The 17,421-nt window shown below is 41.2% G+C and carries 9 protein-coding genes; 5 read left to right on the top strand and 4 right to left on the bottom strand.

Translation table 11 applies throughout. From position 1 onward, the window contains the following. Positions 1-3 precede the first annotated feature (3 nt). From V7K76_RS18430 to V7K76_RS18415, 4 genes are all read left to right on the top strand, one after another. On the top strand, positions 4-4,026 hold the full coding sequence (locus tag V7K76_RS18430; RefSeq protein ID WP_334779952.1) for a hypothetical protein: 4,023 nt from the start codon (positions 4-6) through the stop codon (positions 4,024-4,026). A gap of 103 nt (positions 4,027-4,129) precedes the next feature. Then, positions 4,130-5,011 carry a hypothetical protein gene (locus V7K76_RS18425; protein WP_335029921.1) on the top strand — a complete coding sequence of 294 codons (882 nt, stop codon included), beginning with the start codon at positions 4,130-4,132 and terminating at the stop codon, positions 5,009-5,011. Between the two features lie 2 nt (positions 5,012-5,013). Continuing rightward, positions 5,014-6,282, top strand: coding sequence for an ATP-binding protein (locus V7K76_RS18420; protein WP_334779954.1), 1,269 nt, complete (start codon positions 5,014-5,016; stop codon positions 6,280-6,282). A 12-nt stretch (positions 6,283-6,294) separates the two neighbouring features. Beyond that, a complete protein-coding gene (locus tag V7K76_RS18415; RefSeq protein ID WP_334779955.1) occupies positions 6,295-7,410 on the top strand; it encodes a phosphoribosyltransferase-like protein in 1,116 nt (371 codons plus the stop codon). Positions 7,411-7,424: 14 nt separating this feature from the next. On the opposite strand, the gene V7K76_RS18410 is transcribed toward V7K76_RS18415, so the two are convergent. From V7K76_RS18410 to V7K76_RS18400, 3 genes are read right to left on the bottom strand one after another with little or no spacing between them, the layout of a single operon-like run. After that, entirely contained in the window at positions 7,425-13,103 is a 5,679-nt protein-coding gene (locus V7K76_RS18410; protein WP_334779956.1) for a DEAD/DEAH box helicase, read from the bottom strand. Further along, entirely contained in the window at positions 13,096-14,427 is a 1,332-nt protein-coding gene (locus V7K76_RS18405; RefSeq protein WP_334779957.1) for a hypothetical protein, read from the bottom strand. Before V7K76_RS18405 ends, V7K76_RS18410 begins: the two co-directional genes overlap by 8 nt. An 18-nt stretch (positions 14,428-14,445) precedes the next feature. Beyond that, on the bottom strand, positions 14,446-16,146 hold the full coding sequence (locus V7K76_RS18400; RefSeq protein WP_334779958.1) for a hypothetical protein: 1,701 nt from the start codon (positions 16,144-16,146) through the stop codon (positions 14,446-14,448). A gap of 521 nt (positions 16,147-16,667) precedes the next feature. On the opposite strand from V7K76_RS18400, the gene V7K76_RS18395 reads away from it, so the two are divergent. After that, the gene (locus V7K76_RS18395) at positions 16,668-16,994 is read left to right on the top strand and encodes a CHAT domain-containing protein (protein ID WP_334779959.1); all 327 of its coding nucleotides are present in this window, start codon (positions 16,668-16,670) and stop codon (positions 16,992-16,994) included. A 39-nt stretch (positions 16,995-17,033) separates the two neighbouring features. Here the strand turns inward: V7K76_RS18395 and V7K76_RS18390 are convergent, their stop codons facing one another. After that, positions 17,034-17,165 carry a hypothetical protein gene (locus V7K76_RS18390; protein ID WP_334952728.1) on the bottom strand — a complete coding sequence of 44 codons (132 nt, stop codon included), beginning with the start codon at positions 17,163-17,165 and terminating at the stop codon, positions 17,034-17,036. Positions 17,166-17,421 lie beyond the last annotated feature (256 nt).

Raw genomic sequence — 17,421 nt, 5'->3', positions numbered from 1 at the left:
TTTATGAAGAAATTATTAGAGCAACTAGAATCAATTCAAGCAATTGTAGATACCGTTAGTCCATCTCAGATTGAAAGCGAACTTGAAAGCATAGCCCATAATTATGAATTATATGCTACCAGCTACGACCCCCTGGAACAGGTTAAAACACTTCGAGACCGTTTAATTGATGAAATTGGTAAGGGAAAGCCTGTCAATGGCTACCTAAGTGCTGACTATGGCTATGGTAAAACAGCAACCCTCATTTATTTTTGGTCTGAGTGCAGGCAGAATAAAATTGTAGCTGTGCCACCGTTCAAATTTAAAGAATTGAGCAACTTAATGGTTGCCACTTATGCCTGGATTAAGGCAAGTTTAGAAAAATCCTCCCCTAGTCTTGTTCCTAAAATTGAGGCACTATATTCTCAGTACGGTCTAAAGTCTCAACAAGAACAAGCCGCAGAAATAGCCCGCAAGTACAGAGTCTCTGAAGATAAAGCGCTCAAAATTGTTCAAGAATTAAAAACTGACACCACCAATACTGATAGTGTTCTGAATTTTTGGCAGGAAAGCGTTTCTATACTGCGGGAAGCAGGTTTTAAGGGTTTAGCAATATTTGCTGACGAATGTCAAGAATTCCTGCGGACTGAAGAGGGATCTAGCGTTCGTATCCAGATTTTGAGCGATTTAGTCAAAGGAATGCGGGCTTTAGGTTCTACGCCTGTCGCACTCATTCTCGGAATGCCTACCACGCCCACTGAATCAGCGATTGAAGAACAGGCTGGTGATATTATCCACCGGATGCAGGAGCAGAAAGTATCGCTGCGATTAACTGACGCTTATAAATCTGATTTTCCGAGTAAGCTTTGGGATTTTTTGTGTGAGAAGTTTTTGCCAGAGGATAAGTTCCAGAGATCCCAGTTAGTAGATTTAGCAACGCTTGAAAGTTTGGGACAGTTGTGCGAACGCAAAGACCTAGGAAACGGCCCTCGCACCGTCATCGAAGTCTTTAAACGCATAGTTACTTTTGCTCAAGAAAAAGGGAAGCCTGCTCAAGAAGAAGGGAACCCGTATACTCCTCTGGATTTAATTGAGGATTATCTTGAGGGACGAGTGCAGTTATACGGTACGCAGCAGCACAAAATTAGTGATGCTATTAACAAAGTAGAGTCAGTGATTTCCTTTAAAAAACATCCAAAAGGACGAGAAGTAATTAAGCTTCTTGCTAGTTTTCCATCGGGTGTGAACGCAAGTATCGCTGAGAGCTTCGGACTGTTAAAGAGTTTAAAAAAGCTGGCAGAAGACGACGATTTTTATGGTTCGTACATTGTACAACCAACCGAACGTAGCTTTGCCTTAGTTGCTCTTCTTCAAACAACTCCTCCTACAGTCATTGATAAAATTCTTGGGTCATTTCGTCGTAGCTGGTTTGGAGAGTGGAATGATGCTCAAAAAGAAAAGATAGCAACAACGATTTTCTGCCAGGAAATTCTCCCCTTACTTTTCCCAGTTTCTCGCTCTGGTCAGAAAGCCAATTGGAATTGGCGCTATAAAGGTGAATGGCAAGAGGATAGATTTGGATTTTATAATTTTTTGACCGGCTCTCCTGAGAGATATAATTTAGAGTTTCCCAACCGTTCTGTCGTCATTAGTGTTGGTGGTGAAGACTCTGACTTGATGAGATTTACTCCGCCAGAAGAAACTCACTTAGACTGGCGATTTTACTTGAGCTATGACCAGAATGCAGCTAATATTCGACAAAGATTAACTGCGATCGCAGGGACAGGTCAAGTAGATTTCCACCTTCAGCTTGGTCGAAGCGAAAGCGAATATCCCGCAGCTTTCGGCTTACTCCGCAAAATCATGGTTGCCGAACAGTGTTCAGCTTGTACGTTGCTTAATTTATCCGATCATATTCAAAACTGGCTCTCAAGTCGTCCTGAAGTCAGCAAAGCAGATAAAGATAGATTAGAACACCATCGTCAGGAGTGCCACGCCTTAGCTCTGCGGCTGCTATTCCCATCAATTGCATCAGAAACCTGGAAAATTCTCGGTCTAGAGGCAGTCAATGGTACGGAAACAAAACTGATAGAATCTGTGTTTTATCAAAAGTGTAAAACTCTATTTCCGAACTATCAATCTTTCTACACAAATCTGCGTCCAGCACTTCTCAAGTATAAGGTAGCGCTTGAGAAAATTTCGTTGTCTGTTCGTCGGGGTCGTCAGTTTTATCAAGCCTCAAAGGAAGACTTTGAAAAGTTATTTGAAATTGCGGGTTCTGGTCTGCCTAGCCTTTTGGCAATTTTGAAACAGCATGGTTTGATTAGTGAATCCAAAATTGCTAGTAAGAAAACAGAAAATTCTCAAGTTCAATTTGCTGTTCATCCTCTGGAATCCTTTATTCAAAACAAACTGAAATCAAAAGAGGCAGTTGAAAATGTACAGGGTCAGGAAATTTTCCAAGAACTAAATTGTTTAGAGATATGGAAAGAGGTCAAAAAACTTGGCTATCTTCAAGAAGAGTTCGAGGAAGCACTGGAATGGTTGCAACGCCGTCGCTATGTAGAGTGGGAGCGACCAAGGGGAATCATTCGCACTTCTGTGGCAGAACTAGACCTTAATGATTTGAAGGGTCAGTTAAATGAACTTCGCACTCATGTTTCTTCCTTACTAGAAATTTTTGATGAGAAGCTTTTAGAGGAGGTTCTTAGCGACCTCAATGAAGCAGAAACAACTCTTTATTCAGTAGCAACTTCACCAGAGGGGTTTAAGACAACTGAAGATATACAACTAACTTTCTTAGAAGACTTTGATGGCGTAAAGACTGCACAGAATCTCACGCACTACAATGATGATGTGATTCTTGATGGAGTTGATAGAACAATACAAAAGCTAAGCGGTCGCCTGGAAATATTTCGCCGGGATAAACGTCTTACTCTGCAAAAAGAACTAGGTGAAATTACGCGAAAATTAGAAGATTTAACACTCGAATTGAAGACTTCTAAAGTTTGTCAGGCAATTGTTACTATGAGTGGTTTAGAAGATTGTCTTAATGACCATCGAAATACTTTAGAAAAACAATTTTTAGAGCTAGATCAAGATTGCCAGAATATAGCCAGTTCGGTTGCATTAGAAGAAGCAGACATTCTGAAATTGCATCATCAACTCAATCACTGTAAGCAGTTTTTGCAAACTAACGAAAGCACTCAAAAAAAACTTATTGATTTAGTAGCTGGTCTCGAACAGTGGCGAATTATTTTGACAGGTGCTGAGAATTTACGAAACAGTTTGAGTAACGATTCAGAACATCTAGTGCGGTATAACGATGAGTTTGTTGACCGAGTAGTAGAGCATTTTAGCCGTCATGGGGTAAAAAGTTTTAGAGAATACGATCTGCTGCAAAAACCCTTGGCTGAAATTGAAGTTATTATTAAGGGTGAGAGGCGATCGCGTCGATATACTTTCGAGCAAAGACTAACTCAATACGAAGATTTATTGTGTCTAATTGCTCCTAATGAACATTATTTGAAAGACAGATGCAAATTTGATGATGAAGACCATGAAGGCTCTTATGAAGCCCTAAGACAAGTTTTTTGGGAAAAACTACTCCAGCAGTGCAAAAATTCGATTTTCGACTGGGAGCAACTAGAAAGAGATTTATACTTTATTGCCCGAAACCGCGAACAAAATGTAACTGACATTTTGAATCAAGTCAGCAATTTTAAAACACAGTTACTATCAAAAATAGACTTGTGTAAGGAAGCACTCACAGACTTTGAAAACCTTGAAGCCCAGGTTAACGAAATCAAATCTATTTTTGATAAATGTCTGGGTTTGCGCGAGGAATTGAGCAAAATTCAGCTTCCAAAGGATGAAAATATTCTAGAAGAAGAAAGACAGTTTTTAAATGTCATTGGCACGGTAGAAACTGGTCTTACAATTAACCAGGTTTGTCAAAGTTTACCAGATAATCAGGATGTATGGGAACTTTTAAAGACTTTACACAAAAAGGGATACTTAGAGATTACGCTCCGTCAACGAGATTAATTTTTACTTTGAAAGCAAGGGTATTTTTGAATAAAAATAGCCAGACTACCGTAGCACTCTGATTAAGTGATAAGCAATAAAATAGAATAAACTTTCTACTTACATGCTTAAAGGTACTATGTCCAAGATAATTCCAATTTTTTACTTACCTAAGGAGTATCCAGAGGATATGAGCATACTTGCAAAAGGTCTTGTAGTTAATAACGGTCAGACCTTAAAGAATGCTTTGTATTGGCTAGAAGGTAAGCTAGTTACTCACAAAGTAAATAAAGGAAAACCAGCAGGTACGCCTATGTCTGCTACAACTATAAAAAACTATTTAGCGGGTTTTTATGTTCTCGATCTGTATAAAGCAGATGGATATATATACTCAGAGACAAACACTAAAAAGACCACAGCATCGATTTCTGTTCAATCAACAATCAAAGTTATTAATTCTTTACAAGATATTTCACATAATTTGCCCTCCATTGAAGTTTTTAATGAAAATTTAACTCAGATTTGTTCTCAGTACTCGCAACTTGTTAAAGATTACACTAACGCTAGGTTTCAACTTCATGAAAAACATCAATTATCTGAAAATCCAGAAGCAGCACTACTTCAAAAATTATTAATACAACACTGTGGCTACAGCTATGTTGGTAATCCAGGGGTGGGTTATCTGGATTTGTTTTATAGAGACAAAATCCAAATTGACAATTACTTAAACCTCTTAGACTTCATTTTAAATAATTACCGCGATATTGCCCAGAAAAGTCTGGGTTTAGTTCCAGTTGCTCAGATTCGTGATAGAGTTGTGAAGCAAGTATCAGATTATACGGAAGAAGACCTTAAAAAACATTTGATTCAGTTGCAATTGACTCACCGTATCGAATTAAGAACAACTAAATCTCAACTTGCCCGTAATATGGGAATTGATTTAATTGACATTCGAGGAGTTAAGTATGGATTTATTAAGATTTTAGAACCTGCTATTGCTGTTTGACTATGCCCTATCAAGACGTTAATGCAAAATCTATAGCACCTGCCCAAAATCCTTATGTTGTTTCTGGCTCTGCTGCATCAGTAGTATCTCAGGACGACACCTCAAAACTGGTTCGTACAAAATTTATTAATAACCTTCTGGATGAAGTTAAACAATCCATTAAAATCAGAAGACCTATCAAGTTATTTTTTGTAGGAGAGTATGGATATGGGAAAACAACTTTACTCAATTTGATAGCTAAAGAATTTAATGATAATGGCGGGGTGTGCGTTCCCATTAAGTTTCAAGAAATCGTGACACCGATTGCAGCATCAAGCCAGCCAGATAAGCACTTTGAAAGTCTTTTGGGAGCAATTCTGCTAAAGTTGTACAATGTCTTGCTTCACGAAGGTCTTTTAACCAAGTCAGATAAAGTATTATTTGAAGAAACAGAGTTGATCAATTTATTTGAGATTTTTTTTGAATTACTTAAGCGGACTCAAAAATATTACGTGCTAATTGCTTTTGATGAAGTTGAGGCACTATTTTCTAACCTCAGTATAGAAATTTCATATTTTATGAGTTTCTTGCACAGTTTGTCCGAAAAATTTTCACTAAGACCAGGTTGGGCATTGTGTGTAAGTGTGACCGAAGAATACTATAGTCAAATTATTTCAGAAGCTCGCCAGCTACAAGAAGCACGGTTTAATTTTAAAATCCTCAAGCCTTTGAATCCACAAGAAGTAAAAGAGTATATAGAAACCAAAAATAGTTCTGTAACTTTGAAGAATGATAATAAGCTTTATCCTTTTGAAGGCGAAGTTATTGACTTTGTGGCAGTAGTTTCTGGAGGTGTTCCCAGATTTGTAGAAACGATATGCCAGTTGCTTTGGGCTGAAGCGGAACCATCCCAAACATCAGTTAGTCTTGAAACGGCTCGAAGAATTTTCAGTAATAGTTATCGAGTCTATGCCGAGGCATATTTTTCAGAGTTACGAATTAGTAATGAGTTATCTGAAGAAACAGAGGCATTTTTAAATCTTCTATTTTTTAGTGGTGGAAGAAGACAGTCAATACAAGACCTTTTGATTCTGTATGACTCTTGTTCAATTTCTTATTTTTATAGACTAAGTGAACAACAAGCCAGGTATAGGTTAAACAAAGCGAGTTCTGAACTCAAAAATAAGCTAGGTTTTGAGCAATATATCGAAGTTTTTGGTCAAAGACCTTATATGTATACTCTTACAAACTTAGTATATAAAGATATCTTCAAATTTCGGGAAAGACTATAAAATAAACGCTTTATGTCAGCAGAAAACCTGGATAGTAATTCTCCATCCATTAAGCCTAAGATTATTGCTGAGGAAATCAAGCAACTACAAAGGAAATTACAGGAAATCGTGCAACCATACCAAAAACCGATTTCTTCTATTTTACCAGAGGAAAGACAGGTAGAAAATACTTTATTATTTGACGATATAGAGATTGAGGCTTGCTATGATAGGTTTTCTAGTTGGAAAGGTTCTTTGTCAAAGAAAACAGTTCGCGATTGGATTAATCAGTTTGAAACAATTCTAGAGAAAAACATAGCCTATTTACTCCTGAGTAAGTTTCAGTTTTTATCCAAACCTGAGATTGAATCAGCTACTCGAAGTCTACAGCAAAAGTTACTTGACTTACTTCTGAAAGAAGAGAGTTTTTGGGAAGCTTTTCGTGATGATCCTAAAGTTGCTTTAAAAGACGATACATCTGAATTTAAAAAATGGTTGAGAAATAAAATTATTAGATATGCTGCATTACCTTCACCACCGAATACATCAGTAGAAAGTCAATACGGCCTTTGGGGAATTTATGAAAGGTCGGCTTTGACGGCAACTAGCGTTCCTGATGGCAAAAAAATCAGACCTCTGAGCGAGTATTTTCAAGGAGGTACAGGAGACTATGAAATATCAGTTTTTGTGTTTATGGACTATACTAACGGTTCTGGTAATCAACTCGCTAAATGTATTCGGGAAATCAATAAATTACTCGAAGAATATCCTGCATATAAACAGTCATTGTTTATTTTTATGTATGTAGTTCAGGCTGCATCATTCAACTTAGCTAGTATAGAATTTGCTCCTGAGAACAGCGAGACTATCTATTATGAACCGATGCTTGGCTATAAAAGCAAAGAAATTATGGATATTCTCACCATTCACCAAATATCTGAATCAGAATATGATGATTTCATAGAAAAATATTGCCTGCGTGCTTCTGGAAAGAGTGATGCGGGATATCGAGACTCTGGTACTTTAACCTGTCATCACTATAGTTGTCCCAACAATACATTACCTTTTTTCCATAAACCCAATAACAACTGGGAGCCGCTATTTAGAAATAGTCAAACTCCCAGTGCAACTCGCTATAAAACAAGGTGAATTTCGAGAAAAAACTACGCATAATCCGCAGGGCGACGTAAAACCTTAAACGGATTGGCAGATATTATATCATAACCCGCATATTGTTGCCTTGCCATTTCCTCTGCCGCTATCCACTCAGGATGCTCATCAGTCCACAATGGATGCCGCAAAATTAAGACCTTTGCTAAACGCCCACTGCGAACGTAACCACGTAAACTGCCAAACTGTATATGTGAAGTGTACCCCAGACGTGCCAAGGTAGCAGGGATTAGTGCTTTTGCTCCTAGAATTAGATTCCTCCAAGGATTGGGACAGCCATTCCAAGATGATTCAAGGTCGATCGCACTCGCACTTGATGACGCTATCCGCGCCATATCCAACGCTAACCGCCAGTCTAAAAGACCATGATAGGACAAATTGTAAAAATCTCGCAGGCACAAATTGCAAGAGGTATCGCACTCGCTTTCATGCTCTGGAGACATCCACTTTGCGGCGATACTATCGGTATGCATTGGTTCTGCCATCGCCATCAATCTGCTCAACTGGGTAGCATCATTAAAAAACTGGCAATATCCTGCACCATTTTCTAGCTTGTCACATAAAAATGCTTGACCGATAGGTTGTCCCGTCACTTCATCTGGCAAAACACGCAACCCCGCTTCCAACTCCAAGGCATCCACATCCAACAGCGCACCCGCCGCAATTCTCAGCCAAAACGCAAAAGAATACCAACCGGCACGCCCCTCAACCGTCGTGGGATCGGCAAACACCCCAGAAGGCCACCGTTCAATATTCACCAGCAAAATATCTGTTACCCGCCGCGAGATCAACGCCACACGGTAAGCAGCACCAGAGACGGAAACATAACCCTCCTCGCCAACAGCATAAGCCCCATTCTTCAATTCCCCGTAAATTTTGGCGGCTTGGAAATCAAATCCTCCCTTACCTTCATCATCATTCACTGAGAGAATTTCGTCAGTTAGCGCCACCACCGAACAGTTGCCCACACTGGCAGAGGCAACTCCTCTGGCATCCACACTCAAAGAAGGACGAGTCGATCGCGGTTGCCACTCGAACTGTCCGTCAAAATCTTGCGGTTCCAGATCGCTAAAAAAGCCCTTCGGTTCGCGGACATCCAGAGGTATGAGAGAGGGTTCGGGGTATTGACAAACTGGACAGGTTTGCTTTTCAGGTTCCCGTTTTCCTAATGCGGGTTGTGGCATGGCAGGCAGGGACACAACTGCCTGACAATGTTCGCACACTCCGATGGGGTTGGTGTTTCCTTGGGGCAAAGGCGGATAAAAACCATTTTCTGAACTGACAACCTTCCCTGCTGGCCTCAGCACCACCACACCAGCTGCCGTGTGGACTGCCTTATCCTTAACTGTTTCCGAACCCGGTGCAAATTGACTCAGGGCAATATCCAAATTACGATCAATAAGACCATCTTCTGGGGGCCAGGGGAAAGATTGGCGAGGCCAGCGCGTGTAAAGCACTCGCGTGCGAGTCGGGAAACCAAACATTGGCAGCAAACCGGCATTGGCGAGGCGTTCGCTCAAAGCATCTTGGGAGTAAGATTCATTGCTAGCAATCTCTCTGATTTCCTCAACCAGGCGATCGCGCAAATAGCTTCGCATTTCCTCTTGAAATTTCTCACCTGCCACACCCGCCCAAGGGGTTTCAATACTAAGAGATTCCATGATGGAATTGATAGTCTCTTCATTCCTAGCATCTTGCAGCCACTCTCGAATTTCCGGCTCATAAGTTTCCCATTCTTCAGCCGTGCCAAATTCCCCATGTACATTATCAGTTTGACTGCCTTGACTCAAAACTGGCGTATCAGCAAAAGCTTGGCGCAATACCTCTTTAATTAACACCCGTTTGTAGATTGTTTGGCTTCTCATATCCACATAGGGAGGCGGGGGCGGATCACCTGTCATGCTTTCAGGACGTTGGTAGTAAAAATCATCGTGGCTTCTCCCCCGGCAAAATGTCACCGCCAGAGAAACCCCACTAGCGCGACGACCAGCCCGCCCGACTCGCTGCTGGTAATTAAAGCGTCGCGGCGGCATATTTGCCATCATTACCGCATTGAGAGCGCCGATATCAACCCCTGCTTCCATAGTGGTTGTCACGCTTAACAAATCGACCCCGTAAATCTTCTTTTTGGCAAGTTCATTAGCAATGAAAACTTCCTGAAACCAACGCTGTCTTTTCGGTCTTTCTGCTTTATCGGTTTGCCCGGTCAATTCTTCGCAATTCATGCGAAACAGCTTGGCATCCGGTCTATCTGTTAATTCAGTGTAATAATCAAAATCCGATGTTAACTTTTTTGGTGCAACAGGTTGCAAAGATTCAGGATCGATGACCACATCATGCAGATAAAACGCATTGGTTTGCGGACACCTGTAGACTCCCTGACTCAGTTCTGGAGGGACTAAAGTTAATTTATCTGGGTTTAAAATCAGTCCATTAGACGAGGAAATTCCTGCCCCTGACTGTAACAATTGCTGTTGCACTTCAACGTCAGTCACGCCCCAATTTCGTATTCCTGCAAGATAATCGAGCGAGTAACGCCGAAAGTGGTTTTCTGTGCCTTGATAAATCCAAGAGCAATATTTGTACAAACTCCTAACGCCCAACTGACGGATAACGGCTTCTGTGGCATTAATTAAAGCTAGTGAAGCATTTTTGTCAGTTTGGTAACTCACCCAACCTTGACCCAAGGCTTCCAGCGTCCTGGCAATATGGGGGAATAAAGCATACATTAGCTCTGCCATCAACAGAGCGTCCAACCGAGCAATATGCTGTCCTTGTTCTGCATCAGCGTTGACTAAAGGCAAGGGAACAACATTACTCCAGTCGTAACAATTAAACCAAAAATCCCAGAATTTATCTGCTGTTTTGTATCGCTTGGCTTTGAATTCCGAGCCACCGTGACAGATGCCTATTTCTAGTAATTGATCGCGAATTGTGCCGCGTAAATTTGCTAAGGGAATTCGCCCTGGATAACATTCTAATAACTTTACCCAGTCTGCACGAGCTTGCTGATTATTAGGTGGCGCTCCCATGAACCACATCAGTGCTTCATTCATCAGATGTGCATTGGCAGCAGCAAATCTTTTCTGTGCGATCGCATCTTCTGGTTGCGAGGGTTTTGTAACTTCAGCATAAAGAAGCGAATTTAACGTTTGTAACTGCGGAAGATTAGCTCGATTAAAGGTAAATATTATCCGTAGGTAGGAAACCAAATCACCCCAATATTGCCGAAACGATTGAATCATAGCGAGGCGTACCATATCTCGGTAATGATCTCGTTCCATTCCCGCAGCCAGTTTTGCTGCATCTTGGCGACTGTCAGAAAAAATCACAAGTTTTCGGGATGAAGATGCTCCTATCGCTTCATCGGTCATTTCTCGGAATAAAGCTCCAGCCAAAACTTGACAGGCTTTTTGAAACCCTGTCCGATGACTTCTTAAAGGTGTTCTGAACTTTTTGCGCTTTCCGTAGTCAGCATCGCACCGAGGACATTTGCTCGGCATGGAAGGTTCTGTTGCTGCTTTTTGTCCGACAATATGGTATAGCCATCCCGGAATTTCTTTGTCTAAGTCGAGCGGTCTAATTGTTAGGGAAAGCAAACCTGTTGTTTTATCTAACTTAGCCTTAACCCATTTTCGAGTAATTTTGTCAAGATCCCATTCCAAATCTTGCGGTTCTACTGACCATGCGGGCTGATCGTAGGGAAGTGGCCAAAATACGACATATTGCCCATGTTGTTGCTTGAGGTTAACACGGTCAGGCATATTTTCAAGATCGGGTCTGTCAGAAGTAAGAATGAAATTACCTTTACCGAAAGGCCGTTTATAACCGCCGAGAAATACATCACCGCACACTTCACAAACAATTAAATCCAAAACGCGAGAACCGCAAGAGCAGGCAATTCGATGCTTGGTGTGAATAGCTCCAACTGTAGGAAGTTCTGAAGTAGCGGCAGCGCGAGCTTGGCGATTAACCGCCTTATCGTCGCAGTCGGGATTGCAACACGCCCAAAGATTTTGCAAGTTGTGGAAGAACAAATGCCCACGCATCGGTTGTGGCGAACGTCCTGTTTTTGTGAGTTTGGACATTCCCAAGGCTAGTAGCAAACCCCTCATAGCATCAGAGGCGATCGCATTTGGGGAAATGGTCGCCCCTGGAAACAATACCCGATCTAAATTTTCCACTCGCGCCGGACGCACTGTGCGATCAACGGCAACAATTTGACAAGCATCTCGCAAGGCATCAGCAGCTTTAATGTTTTCGAGAGCTTCTCCTAGAGCTTCCGCTCCCTTTCCATCTTTACGAGGGTATGCCAAACGCTCGGTTAATTGATTTAATTCCCGATCAAACCGACCGATTTCGGGAACGCCAGCCAAAGGATCGCCTTGAATGTTATTAGCAAAGTCTGCAAAAGCACTTTGATAAGGTAATAAAAATGTTCGCGCCCCTCGCTCTGGTTCGGTTTGCTGACTTTTGATAAATTCAAATCTATCTCTGCCAAAAAATTCCTGCAAAAACTTCCGCCCTGAACTATCATCTGTCAAACTAGCTGTAGTCGTCAGAATGCGAAGTTGAGGAGAATCTGGGGTTAAACCGAGCCGATACAAAAGTAACCGGATAATATAAGCCACCTCTGTACCAGGAGTTCCCCGGTAAGAGTGAAGTTCGTCAACGATCAGGAAAAATTCTCGCTCTGGATGTCCGGGTTCTGCTAACCATTCCTTCGTCTGCTCAAAAACATCGTTCTCAATGCTCCGCATCATCATAATGTTGAGCATTGAGTAGTTGGTAATTAAGATATCTGGTGGGGTTTCTTGCATATCCCACCGCGACCACATTTCACCGCCATCCAGTCTGGGAAAGTAGTATTGCAGATTGCGATCGCAGTTGGGATCGTTATTCAGTGCATCCAAAACCTCTTGACGTTCTTCCTGTATCTTTTGCAAAATTTTACGGAGGCGATCGCGACTTTGTTTTGTTTCTCTGCCGGAAACTGGAGTTAAGCCAGTATAGCGACCAAAAGTGATATAATTCCCTTGACGCTGTTGTTCCAACCACCTGTGAACGTCATTGTCATCTAATGCTATTCGCAGTCGTCGCAGTTGGTCTTCTACTAAAGCATTCAGAGGATAAAGAATAATCGCTCTCAAAGCGTGGGGACGAGTTGTGTGCGCCCACTGCGAAACTCTGATATCGTTATCATCATCTTTAGAATTATTCCACCACTGGCGGTTAGCAGATGGTGAGCCTGAAGTAGTCCAAGTTAACGACTCTCGTGCGAGTTGGGCAAAAAGTGGCAGCAAGAAACACTCAGTTTTTCCCGAACCTGTGCCAGTGGTGACGACAATATCTTTACGGTTAACTAAAACTTCATCTAGACTTTGCCTTTGGTGTCGATACAGTTCGATATTGGAGGGAAAGAGCTTTTGCCCTAATGATGACAAACCACTATATTCTGATGGTAGCCGCTTTGTTGCAGCCGCTAGATTCAGACCGGAAGAGGGATAGATGGGTACGGTTTCAATTAAGGGCGGTTGACTTAAAACTCCGGTTTGATTGAGAACCCGAAAGCGTTCTTCGCCTAAAACTTGCGATCGCAAAGGAAAAGCACTTTTGATGTAAAGTCGATACAGGCGGTCGAGCCTTTGATAAGCTCCTAGTAGGTCATGCACAGCTAAAACCCTCGTCGCAGTTTATATAAAGTTTTTTTGTCAATTTTTCTGCTAAATTTGGAGCAATATTTTCATAAATAAGCCATAGATTCTGTTCGGTTTTGTGATAGATTGGCACAAATCCAGAAGCTAGCACTAAAGCACGTTCGTATAATTCAGGCCATCGTTGAGAAAACGGAATTGCTAAACGTGCGGTTGTAGAATCGTAATGGGCGATAAGCAAGCGATCGCTGTAGTGCAGAGCGAGAAATCTTAACCCATACCAATCTCCTTGTAGCCAAGTATCGGTTTCTGCTTCATAAAAAAGGGTCATACGGGAAAAATCGCTGCCTTCTCTATTCCACATTTGGTACATTCCAGTTTCGTTCTGGAAAGTGCGCTCAACAAAATCATTGCCGTCAAATCGCATCCATTCGTAAAGAGATGGCACTATACCCGGTACGCTTCTAAGACTCTGCTGCCAAATTGTCATATCCGGTAAGATGTCAGCCAGTCGGCTCGATATATCACCCGTGTCAATAATAGGAAACTGCTCTGTAATTCTATTACGTTCGTTTACTTTCAGACGAATACAAGGTGGTGCATTTCCTGTGGGTTGGGAAAGAGGTATTATCTCTGCATATTTTTCTAACTGGGTGAGCCAACTGATGCAACGCTGACCGCATAAAATAAATTCTTGTGAGTTTAACTGAGAGTTAATTTTCACAAGAGTCGCAGGAGCAGCAGACCATCGTTTACCATCTAATGAAGATTCAATATGACCGAGCAACCTAAGTCGGCGTAAGATGCGTTTAGGTTCTTGAAGTTGTAAGACCTCACACCCTTTCTTAAAAGATTCCCAAGTCCCACCACCAAGAGCGGATAGCCAGTAAAGAAGTTGCTCGTATCGACGGGATATATCAATATCAATGAATGAATTATTGATAGATACTGACTCTATTAAGTCAAATGGATTATCACAGGTTAATTCCTGTACGGGCTGATAGGGAATATTGTTAGTATACTCATAAACATCATGAGCGACCCCAACCATAGGTTTTATTTGTTCATAACTAAAGCTGGGATTACCTGGAATAGTAGATTTAAAAAAAGGTAGTTTAAGCAGAGTTGATTGAACTTCGGTTGGTATGTCACCTTTTTGTAAACTTTCAAGCGCCAGAAAAAAGTAAAACGGTTTGCGTGATTTTACCCCTTTTTCCACTCGTAAAAGCGGAACGAAATTTCCCAGATTGTGACGTTGAACTTGCTTGGAAATTTGCTCAATAAGTTCTTGTGGATTTCCCCTATAAGAAAAACCTTTATACCAGCGCTGGATTTGTGGCATTATGCACCTGATTTGCTTTTACTCTTTTGCAGAAACTGTCTGAATGACGCTGCCACATATATAATTCCCAGAACTAATAGGCATTATTTCATAACGTTGTGGTTTTTCTATACCAAGCCAACTCCAATCGACGATTTTGACCAAACGTTCTGTGGATTCTCCTGCACAAGTTGCCTTTACAACATAGTCTCCTGAACTTGGGAAATTTACCGAAATTGGCGTATTTGTACTTTGCGATCGCTCAATTATTGATAAATTATCCAATAATCGAGTTATTTGTAACGTCACAGTGGGATAAAAACCAAAGATGGTAACTTGAGGACTATGACCCTCCAACCATGCGCTCTGCTGCGGAACACGTAACCCCCCTGAAAAGCTAATAGATAAACAAACATTGGGCTGCAAAGCATCCTTAAATTCTTGATTGCTAATAAATACTCCATTCCAAGCTAGGGAAATAACCATGCACTGGTGAAGCTCTACCCAGTTTGAATCATTAAATACAGGCTGAGGTTCACCACTCCATTCTATTAGCCGCTCATCTCGCAAGCGATTGATATCTGGAAGTAGTTCTTTTTTACATAGCAGGATAAATTTAGTGCCGAGTGATGGTTGACCCCAAGTAGCATAGACTCCTGTATCTGTATCATCTGGATCGGGAATTAACATCCAAAAATCACGAGAAGGTAAAACCAGAGAATCAAGGTCAGATTGCAGAATAATTGGGTATTTAGCACCGCGTTCCAATTCACTTAAACTTAGAGGAAATTCTAAGGGTAAATACCAGCCAGGGCGTTCATCTATTAACCGTTGATCTCTCTTAACATACTGAATTTTTATAGTGTTTAACTCCCATCCCCGCACTTTTTTTGGGTAAGGATAGTAATTAACGTCACCAAAAAACGGGTCTTCTGTGCGATATAAACCAGCAAATATGTTACGACTCCAATTACGTACTTCTGGTCTTACTACTGCTGGCCGTCCTTCTGCTTGCCACTGCTGGTAAATTTCGTGAATAGATTCGGCTACTGCTTCATAGCGTTCCCTGTTATCAGTTAGCAATTGTTTGAGATGTGTAGAGAGTCGGTGCGCTTCTCGTCTCACACCAGCAAACAGAGTCATGGCATCCCACTGCGCTGTCCATTGTTTCTCATTAAACAGTTGTACAAGTCGGTTTTTATCTGTACGACGAAGTAGAGATTGAGAAATTGAATAATTAATATAGATTTTTCCTCCGCAACCTCGATGTGCTGAAGGCATAAATCCATTTATCATCAACCAAAGATTCCAGTCTTTCCATAAGGGTTCTTCTCCTTGTTTACCAAACTTCATACCTGGCGGACGACCATTTTCTGATGTTGGCAAACCTAATACTGCTTTTAGACGCTTAAAATAGTTCTCTTCTGAGATTTCCTCTTCATCTACCATTTCATTGGCTGCTAGAACCATTGCACCTAAAAAAGCAACTCCTTGCGGTAAGCCGTCTAAATTACGTCCCTGCAATTTAGCCAAATTAACTCGTCCTTGTGCGACAACTTCTTCTCTTACGGCTCTACGGAAGTCATCACTCCAATTGCTATCTTCAATTTTTTGGTTGAATTTCTGACCAATTTGCTCTAAGATTTCATTGTCAACACTTAGATAAACTCTTTTACCCCGTGGCAAGCCAGTGGTAAAATAAAATATAAGCGCTTGATTCCACTCTCTGTAATTTGCCATTGCAATTCTAAGTACTTTGATCTTATTGTGTGTATTTATGCTTTTATAGACGATCTATTAGATACACTCATGCTTTGGTCAGTACAATCTTTCATACCTTCACTGTTACAATAAATTATACAATTATTATACTTAAAAGGCGAGGTATGGTTGTCGCTTTTATACCAAACTTCACTATTTACGGTAAGAAAATGTCATAGACCAACAAGTTTTCCAGAAGCGTACCAGTCCTTCATTTACACTTGGGAATACATGGAGCCGAAATGAGCTTGTAATATGCGTTTCAATCACTTTTTTTCTGGGTAGACTTCAGAGTGATCGCTGGTGATCATGATGGAAAGTCCCAACAAAGACGGCTGAAAACTTCATTCTCTCATCACCTTGCAAAAGTTTTTGGTCTACTGAACGTAATACATCCTAACTGGAAATACTTTTGGCAAATACTTGCTAAGGCTGGTGTGAGGAAAGGCTCAAAAGAGTAGTTTGATCGCGCAGTGAAGACTTCCGTGCCGAACTACAGTATGTTCACTACTTTAGAAACAACTGCTCTGAATCTGGTAGGCACAAAACTGCTGCTATTATCCACGTGTTATACAGGTTTAGGAAATATCTCGGCTGGTGAAGGGATTTATGGCTTATGTTGCGCTTTGGTAATTGCTGACGCTGAAAGTCAGCTGATTATCTTGTGCAAAGCGGCAGATATTTATAGCAAATATTTGATGGTAGCCTACTACAAAAAATTACTAGACAATAAGGGACGAAGTGAGGTACTGCGCCAAACACAACTAGAAATGTTGGAGGGTGAAAAGCATCAACATTCTTACTATTGGACAGTAATCACAAAATGAATCAGTTTTTAGAGTTAAGTGATCGCTCTATGCTAGTGGCTACAGGTAAAGTGAAATAGAGTGCGATCGCATCCCTCGAAACTCAAGCTGTTGATTCAGCTTTGTACTTGGAATGCGTAGGCGCAGCCCGCCGTAGGCATCGCCACCAAATCTTGGAGCAAATATTCCCAAATCCTTACGGGGAAGACGTTTGCAAAATTATACAACTTTTTTATTTGTTTTTGGATGGTAGCATGATGAAATTGTACAACTTTATTTTTTCAAAAGTTCTGAGTAGCTAACGATAGAATAGTGCTTGTAGGCGCGTAAATTGTACAACTTTTTTATAGTTATACGCCTTATGTGAATTAAGCCACAGGATGTTGTTCAAAAGTGAGGACATCAATACCAAAACGCTGACGTAGAAAAATACGCAGAGTATGACTGG

Source organism: Nostoc sp., assembly GCF_036917975.1.
Taxonomy (GTDB): domain Bacteria; phylum Cyanobacteriota; class Cyanobacteriia; order Cyanobacteriales; family Nostocaceae; genus Nostoc.
This window is presented reverse-complemented; position numbering and strand designations above follow the sequence as displayed.

Coding starts and splice junctions, on each gene's coding strand:
- V7K76_RS18430 (WP_334779952.1), top strand. CDS start 4: ATGAAGAAATTATTAGAGCAACTAGAATCAATTCAAGCAATTGTAGAT.
- V7K76_RS18425 (WP_335029921.1), top strand. CDS start 4,130: ATGCTTAAAGGTACTATGTCCAAGATAATTCCAATTTTTTACTTACCT.
- V7K76_RS18420 (WP_334779954.1), top strand. CDS start 5,014: ATGCCCTATCAAGACGTTAATGCAAAATCTATAGCACCTGCCCAAAAT.
- V7K76_RS18415 (WP_334779955.1), top strand. CDS start 6,295: ATGTCAGCAGAAAACCTGGATAGTAATTCTCCATCCATTAAGCCTAAG.
- V7K76_RS18405 (WP_334779957.1), bottom strand. CDS start 14,427: ATGCCACAAATCCAGCGCTGGTATAAAGGTTTTTCTTATAGGGGAAAT.
- V7K76_RS18400 (WP_334779958.1), bottom strand. CDS start 16,146: ATGGCAAATTACAGAGAGTGGAATCAAGCGCTTATATTTTATTTTACC.
- V7K76_RS18395 (WP_334779959.1), top strand. CDS start 16,668: ATGTTCACTACTTTAGAAACAACTGCTCTGAATCTGGTAGGCACAAAA.